The organism is Methylobacterium sp. Leaf113 (assembly GCF_001423325.1).
Taxonomy (GTDB): Bacteria; Pseudomonadota; Alphaproteobacteria; order Rhizobiales; family Beijerinckiaceae; genus Methylobacterium.
Window position 1 is genome coordinate 47,715 of sequence record NZ_LMNJ01000019.1, and the last position, 16,549, is coordinate 64,263.

Annotated in this window: 14 protein-coding genes and 1 pseudogene; 9 read left to right on the forward strand and 6 right to left on the reverse strand. The window is 68.8% G+C overall.

Going from position 1 to position 16,549, the window contains the following annotated elements:
• Positions 1-163: 163 nt before the first annotated feature.
• Positions 164-607, forward strand: a complete 444-nt coding sequence (locus ASF60_RS13335; RefSeq protein ID WP_056185479.1) for an iron-sulfur cluster assembly scaffold protein — start codon at positions 164-166, stop codon at positions 605-607.
• 1 nt (position 608) lies between these two features.
• On the forward strand, positions 609-953 hold the full coding sequence (gene yidD, locus ASF60_RS13340; protein ID WP_056185482.1) for a membrane protein insertion efficiency factor YidD: 345 nt from the start codon (positions 609-611) through the stop codon (positions 951-953).
• Here yidD and ASF60_RS13345 read toward each other — a convergent pair.
• Positions 937-2,325, reverse strand: coding sequence for a 2-hydroxycarboxylate transporter family protein (locus ASF60_RS13345; protein ID WP_082507945.1), 1,389 nt, complete (start codon positions 2,323-2,325; stop codon positions 937-939). The genes yidD and ASF60_RS13345 overlap by 17 nt on opposite strands.
• A gap of 484 nt (positions 2,326-2,809) precedes the next feature.
• Between ASF60_RS13345 and thrS the strand changes: the two genes are divergently transcribed.
• On the forward strand, positions 2,810-4,837 hold the full coding sequence (gene thrS, locus ASF60_RS13350; protein ID WP_056185484.1) for a threonine--tRNA ligase: 2,028 nt from the start codon (positions 2,810-2,812) through the stop codon (positions 4,835-4,837).
• A gap of 104 nt (positions 4,838-4,941) precedes the next feature.
• Here thrS and ASF60_RS13355 read toward each other — a convergent pair whose 3' ends face one another.
• Positions 4,942-5,325 (reverse strand): hypothetical protein, encoded by a 384-nt coding sequence (locus ASF60_RS13355; RefSeq protein ID WP_056185487.1) that lies wholly within the window; start codon positions 5,323-5,325, stop codon positions 4,942-4,944.
• Between the two features lie 29 nt (positions 5,326-5,354).
• Positions 5,355-6,278 carry a hypothetical protein gene (locus tag ASF60_RS13360; protein ID WP_056185490.1) on the reverse strand — a complete coding sequence of 308 codons (924 nt, stop codon included), beginning with the start codon at positions 6,276-6,278 and terminating at the stop codon, positions 5,355-5,357.
• Between the two features lie 226 nt (positions 6,279-6,504).
• On the opposite strand from ASF60_RS13360, the gene ASF60_RS13365 reads away from it, so the two are divergent.
• The 3 genes from ASF60_RS13365 (at position 6,505) to ASF60_RS13375 (ending at position 8,118) form a co-directional block, all read left to right on the forward strand.
• Positions 6,505-7,068: a nitroreductase family protein gene (locus ASF60_RS13365; RefSeq protein ID WP_056185493.1), complete on the forward strand. Its 564-nt coding sequence runs from the start codon at positions 6,505-6,507 to the stop codon at positions 7,066-7,068.
• A 10-nt stretch (positions 7,069-7,078) separates the two neighbouring features.
• Positions 7,079-7,690: a flavin reductase family protein gene (locus ASF60_RS13370; protein WP_056185496.1), complete on the forward strand. Its 612-nt coding sequence runs from the start codon at positions 7,079-7,081 to the stop codon at positions 7,688-7,690.
• Between the two features lie 104 nt (positions 7,691-7,794).
• Positions 7,795-8,118, forward strand: a complete 324-nt coding sequence (locus ASF60_RS13375; protein WP_056185500.1) for a helix-turn-helix domain-containing protein — start codon at positions 7,795-7,797, stop codon at positions 8,116-8,118.
• Between the two features lie 61 nt (positions 8,119-8,179).
• Here the strand turns inward: ASF60_RS13375 and ASF60_RS13380 are convergent, their stop codons facing one another.
• Entirely contained in the window at positions 8,180-9,109 is a 930-nt protein-coding gene (locus ASF60_RS13380) for a DMT family transporter (protein WP_056185503.1), read from the reverse strand.
• 325 nt (positions 9,110-9,434) lie between these two features.
• On the opposite strand from ASF60_RS13380, the gene ASF60_RS13385 reads away from it, so the two are divergent.
• Together ASF60_RS13385 and ASF60_RS13390 are read left to right on the forward strand one after the other, a co-directional pair.
• The gene (locus ASF60_RS13385; protein ID WP_056185506.1) at positions 9,435-10,514 is read left to right on the forward strand and encodes an efflux RND transporter periplasmic adaptor subunit; all 1,080 of its coding nucleotides are present in this window, start codon (positions 9,435-9,437) and stop codon (positions 10,512-10,514) included.
• The gene (locus ASF60_RS13390) at positions 10,504-13,665 is read left to right on the forward strand and encodes an efflux RND transporter permease subunit (protein WP_056185511.1); all 3,162 of its coding nucleotides are present in this window, start codon (positions 10,504-10,506) and stop codon (positions 13,663-13,665) included. Before ASF60_RS13385 ends, ASF60_RS13390 begins: the two co-directional genes overlap by 11 nt.
• Before the next feature lie 663 nt (positions 13,666-14,328).
• Here the strand turns inward: ASF60_RS13390 and ASF60_RS26025 are convergent.
• Positions 14,329-15,477, reverse strand: a complete 1,149-nt coding sequence (locus ASF60_RS26025; RefSeq protein WP_056185515.1) for an Ig-like domain-containing protein — start codon at positions 15,475-15,477, stop codon at positions 14,329-14,331.
• Between the two features lie 349 nt (positions 15,478-15,826).
• Positions 15,827-16,228, reverse strand: a complete 402-nt coding sequence (locus ASF60_RS13400) for a hypothetical protein (RefSeq protein ID WP_156634086.1) — start codon at positions 16,226-16,228, stop codon at positions 15,827-15,829.
• Between the two features lie 90 nt (positions 16,229-16,318).
• Here ASF60_RS13400 and ASF60_RS13405 point away from each other — a divergent pair.
• Positions 16,319-16,549 (forward strand): annotated as a pseudogene (locus ASF60_RS13405) (transposase); the annotation flags it as partial.

Genomic DNA, 16,549 nt, shown 5'->3' on the forward strand with positions numbered 1-16,549 from the left:
GCCCCGGGTCGACGAGCCGCCTCCTCGCGAAACGGTGCGTGGGGGCCTATATCGTCGTTATCGCGCCGTCGCGCAATGCAGGCCGCGCGGATCAGATCTCCGGGATTGGAAGCCGGCTTCGCGCCCGGTCGTCCCGGCGGAACGGCCAGAGGATCGAAAGTCCATGCTCGACGACATCTACAACCGTCGCATTCTCGAACTGGCCGCCGATATCCCGCGTCTCGGCCGCCTGGACGCTCCGGATGCCAGCGCCACCGCGCATTCGAAGCTCTGCGGCTCCACCGTCACGGTGGACCTCGCGGTGCGGGACGGCACGGTCACCGACTTCGCGCACGAGGTGAAGGCCTGCGCTCTCGGCCAGGCCTCGTCCTCGCTGATGGCCCGCCACGTGGTCGGGGCGCGGGCGGAGGAGCTACGCGAGGTCCGCGCCGCGATGCGGCGGATGCTCAAGGAGGGCGGCCCCGCGCCCGGCGGCCCCTGGGCCGACTTCGCCGTGCTGGAGCCGGTGCGCGACTTCAAGGCTCGCCACGCCTCGACGCTGCTGACCTTCGACGCGGTGGTCGAGGCCCTCGACCGGATCGAGGCCGGCGCGGTGGCGGCCGAATAGCATGCGGCTCCGCCGCGTCGCCCACGGGGCGATCCGCGCCTATCAGCTCACCCTGTCGAGCCTGATCGGCCGCCAGTGCCGGCACTGGCCCTCGTGCTCGACCTACACCGACGAGGCGATCCAGCGGCACGGGCTCTGGGCAGGCGGCTGGATCGGGTTCGCCCGTATCTGCCGCTGCGGTCCCCTCGGCACCCACGGCATCGACTTGGTGCCGGAGTCCCTGCCGGCGCGCGCCACCGGATTGACCCCGTGGCGCTACGGCCGCTGGCGCGGCGTGAACGCGCCGCCCTCGCCGTTCGCCTGCGAGGCGATCGGGGAGGAGGCCGTGCCTACCCGACCTTCGTGATCCACTTCAGCAATACCAGCGTCCCCGTCACCGTGAGGGCGCCGCCGATGCGGGTGGCGATCTGGGCGAAGGGCATCAGCGCCATGCGGTTGGCGGCGGTGAGGATCGCCACGTCGCCGGTGCCGCCCTGGCCGCTGTGGCAGGCGTTCACGATCGCGGTCTCGATCGGATACATGCCGAGGCGGCGACCGACGAGGTAGCCCGTTCCCATCAGGGTGACGACGGTGGCCACGATGGTGATGAGGTTCGGAATCGTGAAGGCCGCCACCAGCTTGTCCCAGGGCGTCAGCGAGACGCCGATGGCGAAGAGCAGCGGGTAGGTCATGCCGACCTGCACGAATTTGTAGACGATGAAGCCACCGGCCTGGAGCCGGGGCGAGACCGCGCTGGCGAGCTTGGCCAGCACGGCCAGGAACAGCATCGCCACGGGGGCGGGCAGGCCGGTGAGGTGGTGGCACATCACGCCGAGCAGGTAGAGCGTCACCGCCGTGAGGCCGGCCGCCGCCACCGTGGCGGCGTCGATGGGGCCGGTCTCCACGGGCGCCCGCGCCTGCATGTCGTTCTCGGTGTCGGGTTGCAGGCGGCCCTCGCCGGTGAGATGCGGCTTGCGCTTGCCCACCCAGTTGAGGGTGCCGGCCAGGATGATCGCCGTGAGGCTGCCCAGCATCACGACCGGCAGCACCTGCGCGAAGACGTCGCCCTCGGGCAGGCCGAGGATGTTGCCGTAGCCGATGGAGAGCGGGATCGCGCCCTCGCCGACGCCGCCGGCCATGATGGGCACCACGATGAAGAAGAAGGTGTGGTGCGCCCCGAGCCCCAGCAGGGTGCCCACGAGCGTGCCGACGCAGCCCGCCGCCAGGGACCCGAGCCCGAGGGGGACGAAGATCTTGAGGAAGCCCTTGACCAGCACCGTCCGGTCCATGCCCAGGATGCTGCCGACGATGATCGCCGCGATATAGAGGTAGAGAAAGTTGGTGAACTTGGTGAAGTCGGTGATCGCCTTGACGATCGAGCCCGGGATCAGTTGGTAATAGACCAGCGCCGACGGGATGAAGGTGGCGAAGATCGCCCCCGCCCCGATCTGGCGCAGGACCGGCAGGCGCTTGCCGATCTCCGCGCAGGTGAAGCCGCCGAGGACCAGAACGGCGATCATCGTCGGCGCGTCGGCCTTGATCTCGCCCTCCGAGGTCAGCACCCAGAGCAGCGCCACCAGGATGAGGTAGACCGGCAGCGGGATGATGCCGATCTGCAGGTCGACGAGACGCCACCAGCCCTGCGGCCAGAATCGTGTCCCGGTCTGGACCCCCGGCAGGTGGGCCGTCGTGGTGATCGCGACGCCCTCGGGGTGCGCCGTCGGTACGGGGCTCGGCATGAACGTATCTCCCGGCGAAAGCCCTTTTTGCCCCGAGGGGCCGGCTCTTGTCTGATTTTCTGGATTTCGTTGCTGGTCTCGACCGCGCTTAACGGAAGGCCATCCGTCAGCAGAAGTCGGCGCAAGCGGCCTTTGTCAATTGATCGGCCGGCACGACACCGCACGGGTGATTGAGGATCGCTGGCGATTGTCAGCGACCGGGACGGGAGCCGTGCGGGCCGGCGCCGGCCCGGCTTGGCGGTCCTGTCGGGGTCTCCTGCTCCCGGACGCGCGAATTCGCGTTCCTTCACGCCCGGAATAGGTCTAAACGGCCCGACGCGGCGCACCTTACGGGGCCCGCCCAGAACCTGCTTCCCCGATCCCGCTTGCCCGATCCCGCTGCCATCCCCCCATCAGCCATCTCTCCACCAGCCATCTCCCCACCAGCCATGCCCCGCTTACCTGCCGCGTACGCAGGAGTGAGCCTTCCAAGGAGCCTTCGGCCATGCCGACCCTGACCTTCCCCGACGGCAACACCCGCAGCTACGAGGCCGCGATCACCGGCCGCGCCGTCGTCGAGGGCATCGCCAAATCCCTGGCCAAGCGCACCGTCGCCATGGCGCTCGACGGCACCGTGCGCGACCTCGACGACCTCATCGCGCAGGACGCCCGCATCGAGTTCCTCGACCGCACCGACGCGCGCAGCCTCGAGCTGATCCGGCACGATTGCGCCCACGTGCTGGCGGAGGCGGTGCAGGCCCTGTGGCCGGGCACGCAGGTCACCATCGGGCCGGTGATCGAGAACGGGTTCTACTACGACTTCGCCCGGGACGAGCCGTTCACGCCCGAGGATTTTCCGAAGATCGAGGCGAAGATGCGCGAGCTCATCGCGCGCGACGCCCCCTTCACCAAGGAGGTCTGGAAGCGCGACGACATCCGCGCGCTCTTCGCCGAGAAGGGCGAGGCCTACAAGGTCGAACTCGTGGACGCGATCCCGCCCGGCGAGGACCTCAAGGTCTACCGCCAGGGCGATTGGTTCGACCTCTGCCGCGGCCCGCACATGACCTCGACCGGCAAGGTCGGCACCGCCTTCAAGCTGATGAAGGTGGCGGGCGCCTACTGGCGGGGCGATTCCAACAACCCGATGCTGACCCGCATCTACGGCACCGCCTGGGCCTCGAAGGAAGACCTCGACGCCTACCTGCACCGCCTGGAGGAGGCCGAGCGCCGCGACCACCGGCGCCTGGGGCGGGAGATGGACCTGTTCCACTTCCAGGAGGAGGGGCCGGGCGTCGTGTTCTGGCACGCCAAGGGCTGGACCGTGTTCCAGGAGCTGATCGCCTACATGCGCCGGCGCCTGCGCGGCGACTACCAGGAGGTCAACGCTCCCCAGATCCTCGACAAGGCCCTGTGGGAGACCTCCGGCCACTGGGGCTGGTATCGTGAAAACATGTTCGCGGCCCAGAGCGCCGGCGACGAGGCCGAGGACAAGCGCTGGTTCGCGCTCAAGCCCATGAACTGCCCCGGCCACGTGATGATCTTCAAGCACGGCCTGAAATCCTACCGCGACCTTCCCTTACGCATGGCCGAGTTCGGCGTGGTCCACCGCTACGAGCCCTCGGGCGCCATGCACGGCCTGATGCGGGTGCGCGGCTTCACCCAGGACGACGCCCACATCTTCTGCACCGAGGACCAGCTCGCCGACGAGTGCCTGAAGATCAACGACCTGATCCTCTCCACCTATGCCGATTTCGGCTTCGGCGAGATCGTGGTGAAGCTCTCGACCCGGCCGGAGAAGCGGGTCGGCTCGGACGCGCTCTGGGACCATGCCGAGGAGGTGATGACGCGCGTCCTCTCTCAGATCGAGGAGCAGTCCGGCGGCCGGATCAGGACCGCGATCAACCCGGGGGAGGGCGCCTTCTACGGGCCGAAATTCGAATATGTGCTGCGCGACGCCATCGGGCGCGACTGGCAATGTGGCACGACGCAGGTCGACTTCAACCTGCCGGAGCGCTTCGGCGCCTTCTACGTCGATGCCGAGAGCGGCAAGAAGCCCCCGGTCATGGTCCACCGCGCCATCTGCGGCTCCCTGGAGCGCTTCACCGGAATTCTGATCGAGCATTTCGCCGGGCATTTCCCGCTCTGGCTGGCGCCCGTGCAGGTGGTGGTCGCCACCATCACGGGGGACGCCGACCCCTACGCCCGCGAGGTGGTCGCCGCCGCGACCCGTCTGGGCCTGCGGGTGGAGGCGGACCTGCGCAACGAGAAGATCAACTACAAGGTCCGCGAGCATTCGCTGGCCAAGGTGCCGGTGATGCTCGTCGTCGGCCGCAAGGAGGGCGAGGAGCGCACGGTCTCGGTGCGGCGCCTGGGCAGCCAGCACACCCGCACCGGCGGCCTCGACGAGACCCTGGCGGCCCTGGTGGCGGAGGCGACCGCGCCGGACCGCATCCGGGCGGATGCGGTGGCCGAGACCGTGCCGAGCGCGAACGTCGCCCTCGACGCCCAGCACGGCGAGGCGCCGACGCCGTAGCGTTTGTCAGGGATCAGGGGCAACCGGCTATCCCGACACGACAAACGAAAGCCTCGGAAGTCTGTCCGGCTCCCTCCGGCCCATGTTGTCCGGAGAGGCCCGGATCAGGTGGCGCAATTGGCCGCGTAGAGGGCCAGGATGCGCTGCATGGCCGCGTAATCCTGCGGCGTCGCCGGCTTGCGCAGTTCCGGCCCGTCCGGAACGATACCGGCGATGCCCGCCGCGAGGTCGGCGACGAAGCGGCGGGGTCCGACCGGGTTGCCCATGCGGTTGGGGGTGTCGACCGCGCCGCAGACAGCCCCCGCGCGACCGGCGCGAAGCCCGCTGTAGCGGGCGGCGGCGGGATGCTTCAGCCCCTGGCCGAGCAGCGCGATCACCCGGCCGGTGATGTCCGGACCGATCTCCCGGTCGGAGCCGTCCGTGACCTCGGCGCGGGCCGGACTCATTGCCAGGAGCAGGGTGAGGGCGCCGATCGCCAGTCGCGTCATCCGTGCGATGTCCCTCCGGACGTTTCGCCTCAGCCGGCTTTGGCGAGGACCTCGACGTCGCGGTTCAGGCCGCTCTCGACCTTGAACTCGCGGGTGTAGACCTGCCCGTCGTGGCGGGCGATCAGAACGTAGTCGCCCTCCGCCAGGGTCACCTGCGGGAAGGCGCCGATGGCCTCGCGGATGGTGTCGCCGCCCGGCGTCAGCACACTGAAGGCGGTGCCGGCGAAGGCCTCGGCGCCCTCGGCCGCCACCAGCTTCAGGGTCAGGGTGGCGGCCCGGTGGTTGAGGGTGGCGTCCGTGACCTTGCCGTTCTCCACCTTGAGGTCGGCGCGCTGGATCGCGTTCGAGCCGCCATAGGTCGAGACCACGTGGTAGGTGCCCTCGGGCAGGCGCAGGAGTTCCCCGGCCTTGACGCCGCTGCGCACGAGGCGCCCCTCGGAATTCGTCCCGATCGGCACGAAGACCGAGAAGGCGAGCTGGTCGGCGCTGAGCTTCACGTCACCGATGGCGCCGGACAGCCTCAGTGCCCCGGCGCTGACCTTGAGCTGTTCGGCGACGGGCTGGCCCGCCATCGCGATGCGGCGCGAGGCGCTGGCATAGCCGTAGGTGACGGTGGCGACGTAACTGCCGGGCGGCAGGGTGAAACTCGGCTCGGCCGCCTCGGAGCGGGCGACGATGCCGGGCTTGGCCCCGTCCGGCCGGTCCTCGTAGATGCGCCAGGCCAGCCCCGAGCGCAGCGGCTTGTCGCCACCGGCGAACACCGCCGTCAGGTTCAGGGCCGCGCTCGCCATCTCGGGCAGCGGTGGCACGGACGGGTCCGACATCGAGGGGGAGGGGAGGTTGGGCCCGATGCGGTTGTGAAAGGCGTTGCCGTCCTGGGCGCCGGCGGGCAGCGCGGCGACGATCAGGAGGGCGCCGCTCAGAAGACCCCACCGGTTTCCAGCCCGTACCATCCGTCACTCCTCCGCGCCCGGCGCGGCGTTGCCAATCCGGCGCCGAGGCGCCATGTCTCGAATCTCGCGCCGAGCGGCGCCATCTCTCGATCCGTCATGAGGCGTCGCGCCCGGAGCCGGACCATGGCGGGGCCAAGATGGCGGCGGCAAGGCCAGAATCGCGTGTGCGCGGCGGCCCCGCCCCGTGGCCCCCGTTTCGTCCGGCGGATTTCACCACAAGGGTCCCATGAACGCCACCCTCGATCTCCTGCGCACCCGTCGCTCGGTTCCGCCGCTCCGCCTGGAGGAGCCCGGCCCGAATCCGGCCGAACTGGACACGATCCTCACCCTCGCGTCGCGGGTGCCGGACCATGGCAAGCTGGCGCCCTGGCGCTTCCTGGTGATCGCGGGCGAGGCCCGCACCCGCATCGGCGCCACCATCGCCGAGGCCTACGCCGCCGACCATCCGGAGGCCGACGCCGTCCGCCTCGACCTCGAGCGCAACCGCCTCGCGCTCGCCCCCCTGGTGGTGGCGGTGGTGTCGCGGGCCGGTCCGCACATCAAGATTCCCGAATGGGAGCAGGTGCTGTCGGCGGGTGCGGTCTCGATGAACCTCGTGGTCGCCGCCAACGCCGCGGGCTTCGCCACGGCCTGGCTGACCGAGTGGTTCGCCTACGACCGCCGCATCCTCGACGTTCTCGGCCTGGAGCCCCGCGAGCGGCTCGCCGGCTTCATCCATATCGGCCGCCCGCAGGAGGTGCCGCCCGACCGGCCCCGGCCGGCGCTCGCCGACATCGTCACCCGGCTCTGAGGGCGCAGCCATGCATTACGACGCCGAGACCAAGGGCCTGCCCCACAACCCGCTGAAGGCCCTGGTGGCCCCGCGCCCCATCGGCTGGATCAGCGCGATGAACCGCGACGGCGCGGTGAACCTCGCGCCCTACTCGTACTTCAACGCGGTGGCGGCCGGCCCCGACATGGTCATGTTCTCCTCGTCCGGGCGCAAGGACGCCATGACCTTCGCGGAGGAGGGCGGCGAGTTCGTCTGCAACCTCGCGACCTACGACCTGCGCGAAGCGGTGAACGCCACCTCGGCGCCCCTGCCCCGCGGGGAGAGCGAATTCGCCTTCGCGGGCCTGACCCCGGCGCCATCGCGAAAGGTGCGTCCGCCCCGGGTCGCCGAATCGCCGGCCGCCCTGGAGTGCAAGTGGCTGCAGACCGTGCCGCTCACGCCGCTCGACGGCAGCGACGCCTCCCACTTCCTGGTGATCGGGCAGGTGGTCTCGATCTACATCGACGACCGCTTCATCCGCGACGGCCTCGTCGACACCGGCGCCATGCGGCCGCTCCTGCGCGGCGGCTATTTCGACTACTTCACGGCGGAATCGGAGACTCGGTTCGAGCTGCGCCGGCCGGCGGGCGGGGGTGGGTAGGGGAGAAACCCCGGCGTCGACAGCGTCGTGGAGGTTGCCCCTACTGAAGCTCGAAACGCAACTTGCCGAATTCGTTGCAGACGAGAACCACATGGGGATTTGTCATGGCGACGAAAGCGAGGTTCAGGAACGCGGCCTCCGAGGCGATCCACACGTCCGCGGCCATGCTTTACAAGGTCGGTGCCCTCGACAAGGCGACGATGCGCGACTTCGATGCGCGCCATTTGGCTGTGCCGAGTGACATCGAGCCCGCCCAGATCAAGCAGATCCGTGAGGCCAACAACGTCAGCCAGCCTGTCTTCGCGCGCTATCTGAATACGAGCGAGAGCACGTTCGAAAAGTGGGAAACCGGCGGCAAGCGGCCCAGCGGGATGGCGCTCAAGCTGCTGAGCGTCGTCCAGAAGCACGGATTGAAGGTTCTCGGCTGAATCTCGCGTCCTTCGATCTCGCCGCGCGACCTGCGACATCCGATGCGGCTCGGTCGGCGCCTCACCGCAAGCGCCGCCGCCCCACCCGCTCCGCGATCGCGATGCCGCCGATGACGAGGGCGAGCGCCAGGCCCTCGTGCCAGCGGAACGGCTCCCCCACAAGCAGGATGGCGAGCCCGGCCCCGAAGATCGGCACGAGGTTGACGAACAGGCCGGCCCGGTTCGGGCCGATCAGCTCGACGCCGCGCATGAAGGCGAGCTGCGCGAGGAGCGAGGGGCCGAGCGCCACGAACAGCACGATGGCCCAGCCCTTCGGCGTCGGCCAGATGGTGTGGCCGAGGGCCCATTCGGCGGCGAGCGGCGGCAGGGAGGTCACGAGGGCGGAGAGCGCCACAGCCGTGAAGAAGCTCAGGCCCGAGACCTTGGGCCTCCCGGCGAGCGCCACGGTGTAGCCGGCATAGAGCAGGCAGGCGAGGAGCATCAGCACGTCGCCCCGGTTGAACGCGAAGGTCGCCAGCACCCGCCAGTCGCCGTGGGTGGCCGCCACCACGGCGCCCGCCAGGGTGACGGCGACGCCGAGGACCTGTGCGCCCGTCACCGTCACCCGGTGGACGCCGTAATTGATGAGGATGACCAGGACGGGGATCGCCCCCTGGAACAGGGCGATGTTGATGCCGGTGGTGAACAGGCCGGCGGCGTAGAACAGGCTGGCATAGAGGGTGTAGCCGCAGGCCCCCATCAGCAGAACGGAACGCCAGTGGGGTTTGAGCTGGCCCCACTCCGCCTTGAGCCCGGCCCGGGCCGGCAACGCCAGGGCGAGGCAGGCGAAGGCCCAGCGCAGGCAGGTGAGCACCTGGGGCGAGACCTCGCCGGCCGCCCACTTGCTCGCCACCACGTTGCCGCCCCAGAGCAGCATCGTGAACACGAGGAGCGGGTAGGCCGTGGCCGCGGGCTCGGCCGCGCGTCCGGCGGGCGTCTCCGGGACGCACATGGGGCGGATCTCCCTGGGCTCGACCGGGCTCACGGCCGGCGACCGGGGGATAGCCCGCCCCGCCGCGCGGGGACAGGCCGTCCGGCGCAACGCCGCCATCGAAATCCGTCCGCGGCCGCCGCCTCGTGATCAACAGGGGCGACAGCCGGGGCCAAGCGAGAAACCGGGGCCAAGCAAGAAACCGGGGCTAAGCGAGGAACCGCGCCCGAACCCATCCCCCGGTATCGATCGGCAGGCCGATTCCCTCTGCGGGTGAACACCGTTATGCCGGGCGGAACACAGCGGCGATACGACCGCGGATCAAGGGGGGAGGGCGAGACATCCGGTGACGTGGCGATCCCTCCTCCTCGTCGGCGTCCTGGCGGTCGGTCTCGGCGGCCTCGCCGTGTCGCCGCAGGGCGCTCTCCTCCTCGGCGAGCTGCGCGAGCGTCTCGAAGCCCTCCAGGCCCGCCCCGGGCCGGAGAAGCCCGCGCACCTGCCGGCCCAGCGCACCGCCGTGGAGGAGGGCCGCACCGTGGTGCGCCTCTCGGCCGCCGAGCGCGCCCGCATCGGCCTCGTCACCGAGGCCCGTCCCCTGGCCGCCCACCGGGAGGAGTTGCAGGCCTATGGCAGCGTCCTCGACCTCGCCCGGGTCACCGACCTGACCAATGCCTATGCCAGCGCCCGGGCCGCGCTCCAGACCGCCCAGGCCCGTGCGGACGTCTCGCGCAGCGCCCTGCAGCGGGCCAGGACCCTTGGCCCCTATGCCACCACCGTGCAGGTCGAGGCGGCCGGGGGCACCGCCCAGACCGACCAGGCGGCGCTGGCGGCCGCAGAATCGCAGGTGCGCACCCTCTCGGCCACCGCCCAGCAGGAATGGGGACCGGTGATCGGCCGGGCCATCGTCGAGCGCTCGGCCATCGTCACCCGGCTGATCGAGCGGACCGACTTCCTGGTCCAGGTCACCCTGCCGCCGGGGGAGTCGCTGAAGGGGCCGCCGGCCGCGGCCTTCGCCGAGGTGCCGCCCCAGAGCGCCCGGGTGGCCCTGGCCTACGTCTCGCCCGCCACCCGCACGGACCCGCGCATCCAGGGCCTGAGTTTCTTCTACACCGTGCCGGGCGACAGCGGCTTCCTGCCCGGCATGAGCATGCTGGCCTTCCTGGCGGCCGACCGCAGCGTCACGGGCCTGAGCGTGCCCGAGGACGCGGTGGTGCATTGGCAGGGGGCCGCCTGGATCTACCGGGCGGTCGGCCCCGACGCCTTCGCCCGCCACCGGCTGAAGGCCGACACGCCGATGTCGGCCGACGCCTACGTGGTGGAGGATCTGCCCGGCGGCACCGAGATCGTGCTCTCGGGGGCGCAGGCGCTCCTGTCCGAGGAGATGAAGAGCCAGCTGCAGGTCTCGGGCGGCGTCGATGACGATTGAGGCGCCGGGTTCCGGCCCCGAAGGACCCCGCGGCCCCCAGGCGGCGCTGGTCGCCTTCGCGGTGCGCTTTCGCGGCATCGTCCTGGCGCTCAGCCTGGCGCTGGCCGCCTACGGCTTCGTGGTGCTGGCGGATGCCCAGTACGACGTCTTCCCGGAATTCGCGCCCCCCTCCGTGGTGATCCAGACCGAGGCCCCCGGCCTCAACCCCGAGCAGGTCGAGGTGCTGGTGACCCAGCCGGTGGAGGTGGCGGTCAACGGCCTGCCGGGGGTGGTCTCCCTGCGCTCGAGTTCGATCCAGGGGCTGTCGGTGATCACCGTGACCTTCGGGGCCGGCAGCGACGTCTACCGGGTGCGCCAGCTCGTCACCGAGCGGCTGACCGCCCTGGCCGGCCGCCTGCCGCAAGGGGTGCTGCCGCCGGCGATGACGGCGCTCACCTCCGCCACCAGCACGGTGCTGCTGGTCGGCCTGACCACGCAGACGCGCTCCGACATGGACCTCCGGACGCTCGCCGACTGGACGGTCCGCCTGCGCCTGCTCGCCGTACCGGGCGTCAGCCAGGTCTCGGTCTACGGCGGTGCGGTGCGCTCGCTGCAGGTGCAGATCCGCCCGAACGACCTCGTGCGCTTCAACATCGGGGTCAACGACGTGCTCGCCGCCGCGCGCAAGGCCACGGGCGTGCGCGGCGCCGGCTTCGTCGATACCCCGAACCAGCGCATCGCCCTCCAGACCGACGGCCAGTCGCTGAGCCCCGAGGCGGTCTCCCGCACCGTGCTGATCAACGAGGGCGGGGCCAGCGTGACCCTGGCCGACGTCGCCACCGTGGTCGCCACCGGCGAGCCGGCGATCTCCGCCGCCCTGGTCGACGGCCGGCCCGGCGTGCTCCTCATGGTGGGCGCTCAGTACGGCGCCAACACCCGGGCGGTCACCGCCCGGGTCGAGGCGGCCCTGGAGGACCTGCGCCCTTCCCTGGCGCGCGACGGCGTGACCCTGCACGCCGACCTGTTCCGCCCGGCCAACTTCATCGCCATCGCCAACGGCAACGTGCTCCAGGCCCTCGGGCTCGGCGGCATCCTGGTGGTCGTGGTGCTGTTCGTCTTCCTGTACGACTGGCGCACCGCCGTGATCTCGGCGCTGGCGATCCCGCTCTCGCTCATCGCCGCCGTGGTGGCGCTCCAGGCGCTCGGCGAGAGCCTCAACACCATGACGCTGGGCGGTCTCGCCATCGCCATCGGCGAGGTGGTGGACGACGCGGTGATCGGCGTCGAGAACGTGGTCCGGCGCCTGCGCGAGAACCGCCGCCTCGGCGGCCCGCGGCCCGAGGGGAGGGTGGTCCTCGACGCCATCCTGGAGGTGCGTACGGCGGTCGCTTACGCCACCATCGCGGTGCTGCTGGTGTTCCTGCCGGTGCTCGCGCTCTCCGGCATCGCCGGCCGGCTGTTCGGCCCCCTGAGCCTCGCCTACATCCTCGCGGTGGTGGCCTCGCTCGCCGTTGCCCTCACGGTGACCCCGGCGCTGGCGATGGGCTTGCTCACCGGGCGCCGCGAGGCCGATACGCGCGATCCGCCGGTGATGCGCGTCGCGCGGCGCAGCTATGCCCGCGTGCTGACCCGGATCGACCGCTTCCCGCGCCTCGTCATCGCCTGCGGCCTCCTCGTCACCCTGTCGGGCGCCGCGGTCGTGCCGTTCTTCGGCTCGACCTTCCTGCCCGATCTCAAGGAGGGCCACCTGATCCTGCACCTGGCGGCCGCACCCGGCACCGCGCTGCAGGAATCCATGCGGCTCGGCAGCCGCATCACCGCCGAACTGAAGGCGATCCCGGGCATCCGGGCGGTGGCGTCGCAGATCGGCCGGGCCGAAGCCGGCCAGGACACCGCCGGCACCCATTACAGCGAGATCCACATCGACCTCGAACCCGGCCTCGACGGGGCGGGGCAGGGGGCGGCCGAGGCCCGCATCCGGGCCGTGATGGCGGGCTTTCCCGGCGCCGCCTTCTCGCTCAAGACCTTCCTCACCGAGCGCATCGAGGAAACGGTCTCGGGCTTCACCGCCCCGGTGGTGATCAACGTCTTCGGAAACGATCTCGGGGCGATCGAGGCGACCGCCCGCGACATCGCCCGCGAACTCGCCGAGGTGCGGGGCGCGGCGGATATCCAGCAGAGTTCTCCCGCCGGCCTCCCCCAGGTCAATGTCGGCCTGCGGCCCAACGACCTGCGCCACTGGGGGCTCTCGGCCGTCGAGGTGATGGAAGTGGTGCGCACCGCCTACCAGGGCGACATCGTCGGCCAGACCTATGCGGGCAACGCGGTGTTCAACGTCCTGGTCATCCTCGATTCGGCCACGCGCGGCCGGCTCTCGTCCTTGAGCGACCTGCCCCTGCGCGGCTCCGGCGGCCGGGTGGTGCGCCTCGCCCAGGTGGCGGACATCTACGAGACCTCCGGTCGCTACCAGGTGCAGCATGAGGGCGCGCAGCGGGTCCAGGCGGTCACCGCCAACGTCACGGGCCGCGACGTCGCCGGCTTCGTCGCGGATGCCAAGCGCAAGATCGCCCGCGAGGTGGCCCTGCCCCCCGGCACCTACGTGAGCTTCGCCGGCTCGGCCGAGGCGCAGGCGCGGGCCAGGCGCGACCTCCTGGTCTATTCGGGGCTGGCCGGCCTCGGCATCGTGCTGCTGCTGGCCATCGTCACGGGAAGCCTGCGCAACTTGATGCTGGTGCTGGTCAACCTGCCCTTTGCCTTCGTGGGCGGGGTGCTGGCCGTCTTCGCCACCGGCGCCGTCCTGTCGCTCGGCTCGATCGTCGGCTTCGTCACCCTGTTCGGGATCTCCCTGCGCAACACCATCATGATGATCGCTCATTACGAGCACCTCGTGGTGGAGGAGGGGCAGGCCTGGAACCGGGACACCGCGGTGCTCGGGGCCGCCGACCGGATGGTGCCGATCCTGATGACGTCCCTGGTCACCGGCCTCGGCCTCCTGCCCCTGGCGCTGGGGGCCGGCGAGCCCGGCCGCGAGATCGAGGGTCCGATGGCCATCGTCATCCTCGGCGGCCTCGCCACCTCGACGGTGCTCAACCTCCTGATCCTGCCGACCTTGAGCTTACGCTTCGCGCACTTCGGCACGGCGCGGGGCAGGGCGCTCGAACCGGTTGCCTGAAACGCCCTCGCCCGGGGCGACCCGGACGGTACGGCGGCGTAGACCAGGGCGCCGGGACCAGGGCGCCGGATCTCGGACCGGACAGCGGCCGGATAACCGTCCCGGACCCGGGTTCAGAGCTGGCCATGTCATCGCTAACTGGCGGCGGTCAGAGATAATTGGCGGGATCATCCGGGATCATCCGGGATTTCGCGAGCCGCGCCGGCTCCTGGTCGACGTCATCACAGCTTCTGCTTGACCCGGTCGCTTGGCTTTAGACTGGTTGATTAAAAGGGGCAGACCTGTCGTAAGCCAAGCGATCAGGTCAAAATCCTATGATGATCAAAGCAAGCCTATTGTCAGGTATGAGGAGAAGGTTTTTTGCGCTGGGAGATTTCCGGTCAGCCTTTTCCGACACCGCCACCAACAGAAAGGTTCCCGAAAATTTTGCGAAGATCGAATGTCAGGAATACAATCGGATACCCGACGCTATTAAGCTATGCACTTGGCGCAGGCGTAGCCTTTGCGAGGCATGCCGGTGATGAGCGGCTTGGAATGACCGTCCAGGGAGGACTTCTGCCTGTCCACTTTCGGGCGGGTGATGGGCGAGGCGGACGTTGCCTTTCAGGATCTTGGCGCTGCGTGGCAAGGGACCCAGACCAAGCCAGGTCCCTGTCCGAGGGTTCAGGCGAACGCGTAGTCGTTCGTGGTCAGCACCTGACCCAGCGCACCGCCTGCGCTGATGAGAAGCTGTCCTTCCGTTACACCCCCCGTATCATGGACCTCGTACACCCGCGCGTTGCCTGAGGTGCCGACCAGTTCCAGCGTCGAGCCCGCAGCAAAGCCCGTGAAGCGGATCACGTCGCCCCCGGCCTGGCCTGCCCTTTGGAAGTCCACGATCAGGTCGGTGGCACCCGTCACAGCGAGGTCGCCGCGAGCGATGTGGAAGGTGTCGTTGCCCGCACCGCCACCCATGCGATCAGCACCAAGACCGCCCGTGATGCTGTCATTGCCGGCCGCGCCCGTGATGATGTCGTTGCCAGCACCACCGTTCAGTGCATCACTGCCGGCACCACCCCGAAGGGTGTCGTTACCCTCCAGACCAGCGATCAGCACCCGTGAGGTGGCCGAGGATTGGTCGATGACGTCAGCGGCAGTGGTGCCTCGGAAATAGCTAGCCTCATCCACGGGAGTGACGTTAAAGTCGAACCGGGCACGAGGCTGGGTAAAATCGAAACCGCGGTCGAAAAGGTCGAACTCTACGCTGTCTGCGCCGAAGTAATCCCGGTCCGGTACGTAAGTGAAGCGGGTATTGTATTCGCCGAGAGACACCGTTTCCAAGTGCCCGTGCTGAGGCCCCTCGACGATGATGCCGCGGAGATCACCCTCGAAGATCACGACACTCGCATCTTCCGCCAAGGTAAAATCCTGATCCGTCAGGTAGAAGTAGGTAGGGAAGATAACGGCGCCCGTGGTGCTGGTCGCACCCGCGCTATCCTCGATCGTGTACGCGAACGAGGCCGCGTTAAAGCTGTCTGGACCTGCCGGCCCATCCAAGAGCGACGACCAATCTTTGGGTAATGTGAAAACCACCCTCTGGCCCGATGCATCCGACACCAGCTCAGCAGTGCCGGACTCACCTCCGTCGACGGACACAAGCCGAATGACGTCCCCTACATCCGGGTCCGTGTCGTTGGAGAGAAGCTGACTCACGGGAATCTCAATCACCGTGGCAAAGGGATCTAATGACAGGAAGTCTATCTGAGCAGAGGGCGGAGCGTTGGCTAATGTCTCAAATGTTGAGTGCAGCTGCTGGTCCGTAACGGCGTTCATGTCGCCTCCTCATGTTTTGCCTGGACGGCATCCGGCCACCCATTCGGGAGGGTCCTCCAGAAATGATTCTGATACAACACTAATTTTCGAGTTCGCTTACGCTGGTTTAGGCGTAATCCCAGACCTATTGACCCCCAATGAAGGTAGATCCACTTACCGCGATACCCCAGACTAATTTTTAGGTAGATCCGAAAACTTACGAAATGGCTAGTCTATTCCATCGTAGTCGTACAGAGACTAGGCGCCGCCGTTGTACTTACCGCTACGTGATCCGCGTCCGAAGTCGCGATCTACCCCAACGTGCCGTCCGATGTGGCCTCAGCCGCCTTGGAGGCGGCTGAGCACCGTACTAAGCTGAACCTCCGGCTTCGATTTGTCCTTTCAAACTTTCAAGGGCTTTGAGCTTTGCGCGTTGTGCACCAAGGGTATCCTTGGTGGTGTCCTTCGGGTCTTCACCCGGCACCTGCTCGATAATATTTACGGTGCCTGCCTCCATCTTCTCGATGGAGCCCCTGAGATCTGCGATCCGTTTCGTGGCGTATGTGACGAACGCCAACTCGATGCTCATGCTCATCCTCTGCAACACTCCGGACCTCAGCGCTCCAGAGGGCTCGGTGTTCCCGTTTGATGACAGGCGGCCAAACTCAGCTTTCAAGGCAGCCTCGAACGTGGTGGCCAAGTGTATCGCGTAGGTGCCCTGCCTGCCCACGTCGATCTCACGTGCGCCCTGATCACTGACAGTCGCCGACACGACAACGCCCTAGGGTGTGAACCGAACCAAGACGTTGCGAGAGTTCTGGTTTTGTGATTCAGAGCCGCTGTTTGCAGCACGGAGGCGACGATGGCGGACTTGTTCTAGCTCTCGGATGAGCAGTGGGCGCTGATGGAACCGTTCATGCCCAAGAACCAGCCTGGGCCAGAGCGGAACGATGATCGGCAAATCATCTCCGGCATCCTGCACGTGCTGACCTCAGGCTGCCGCTGGCGCGACTGCCCGGCCGCGTATGGTCCGCGCACGACCGTCTACAACCGCTTCAATCGCTGGTCCCGCCGCGGCTTTTGGCGGGCGATG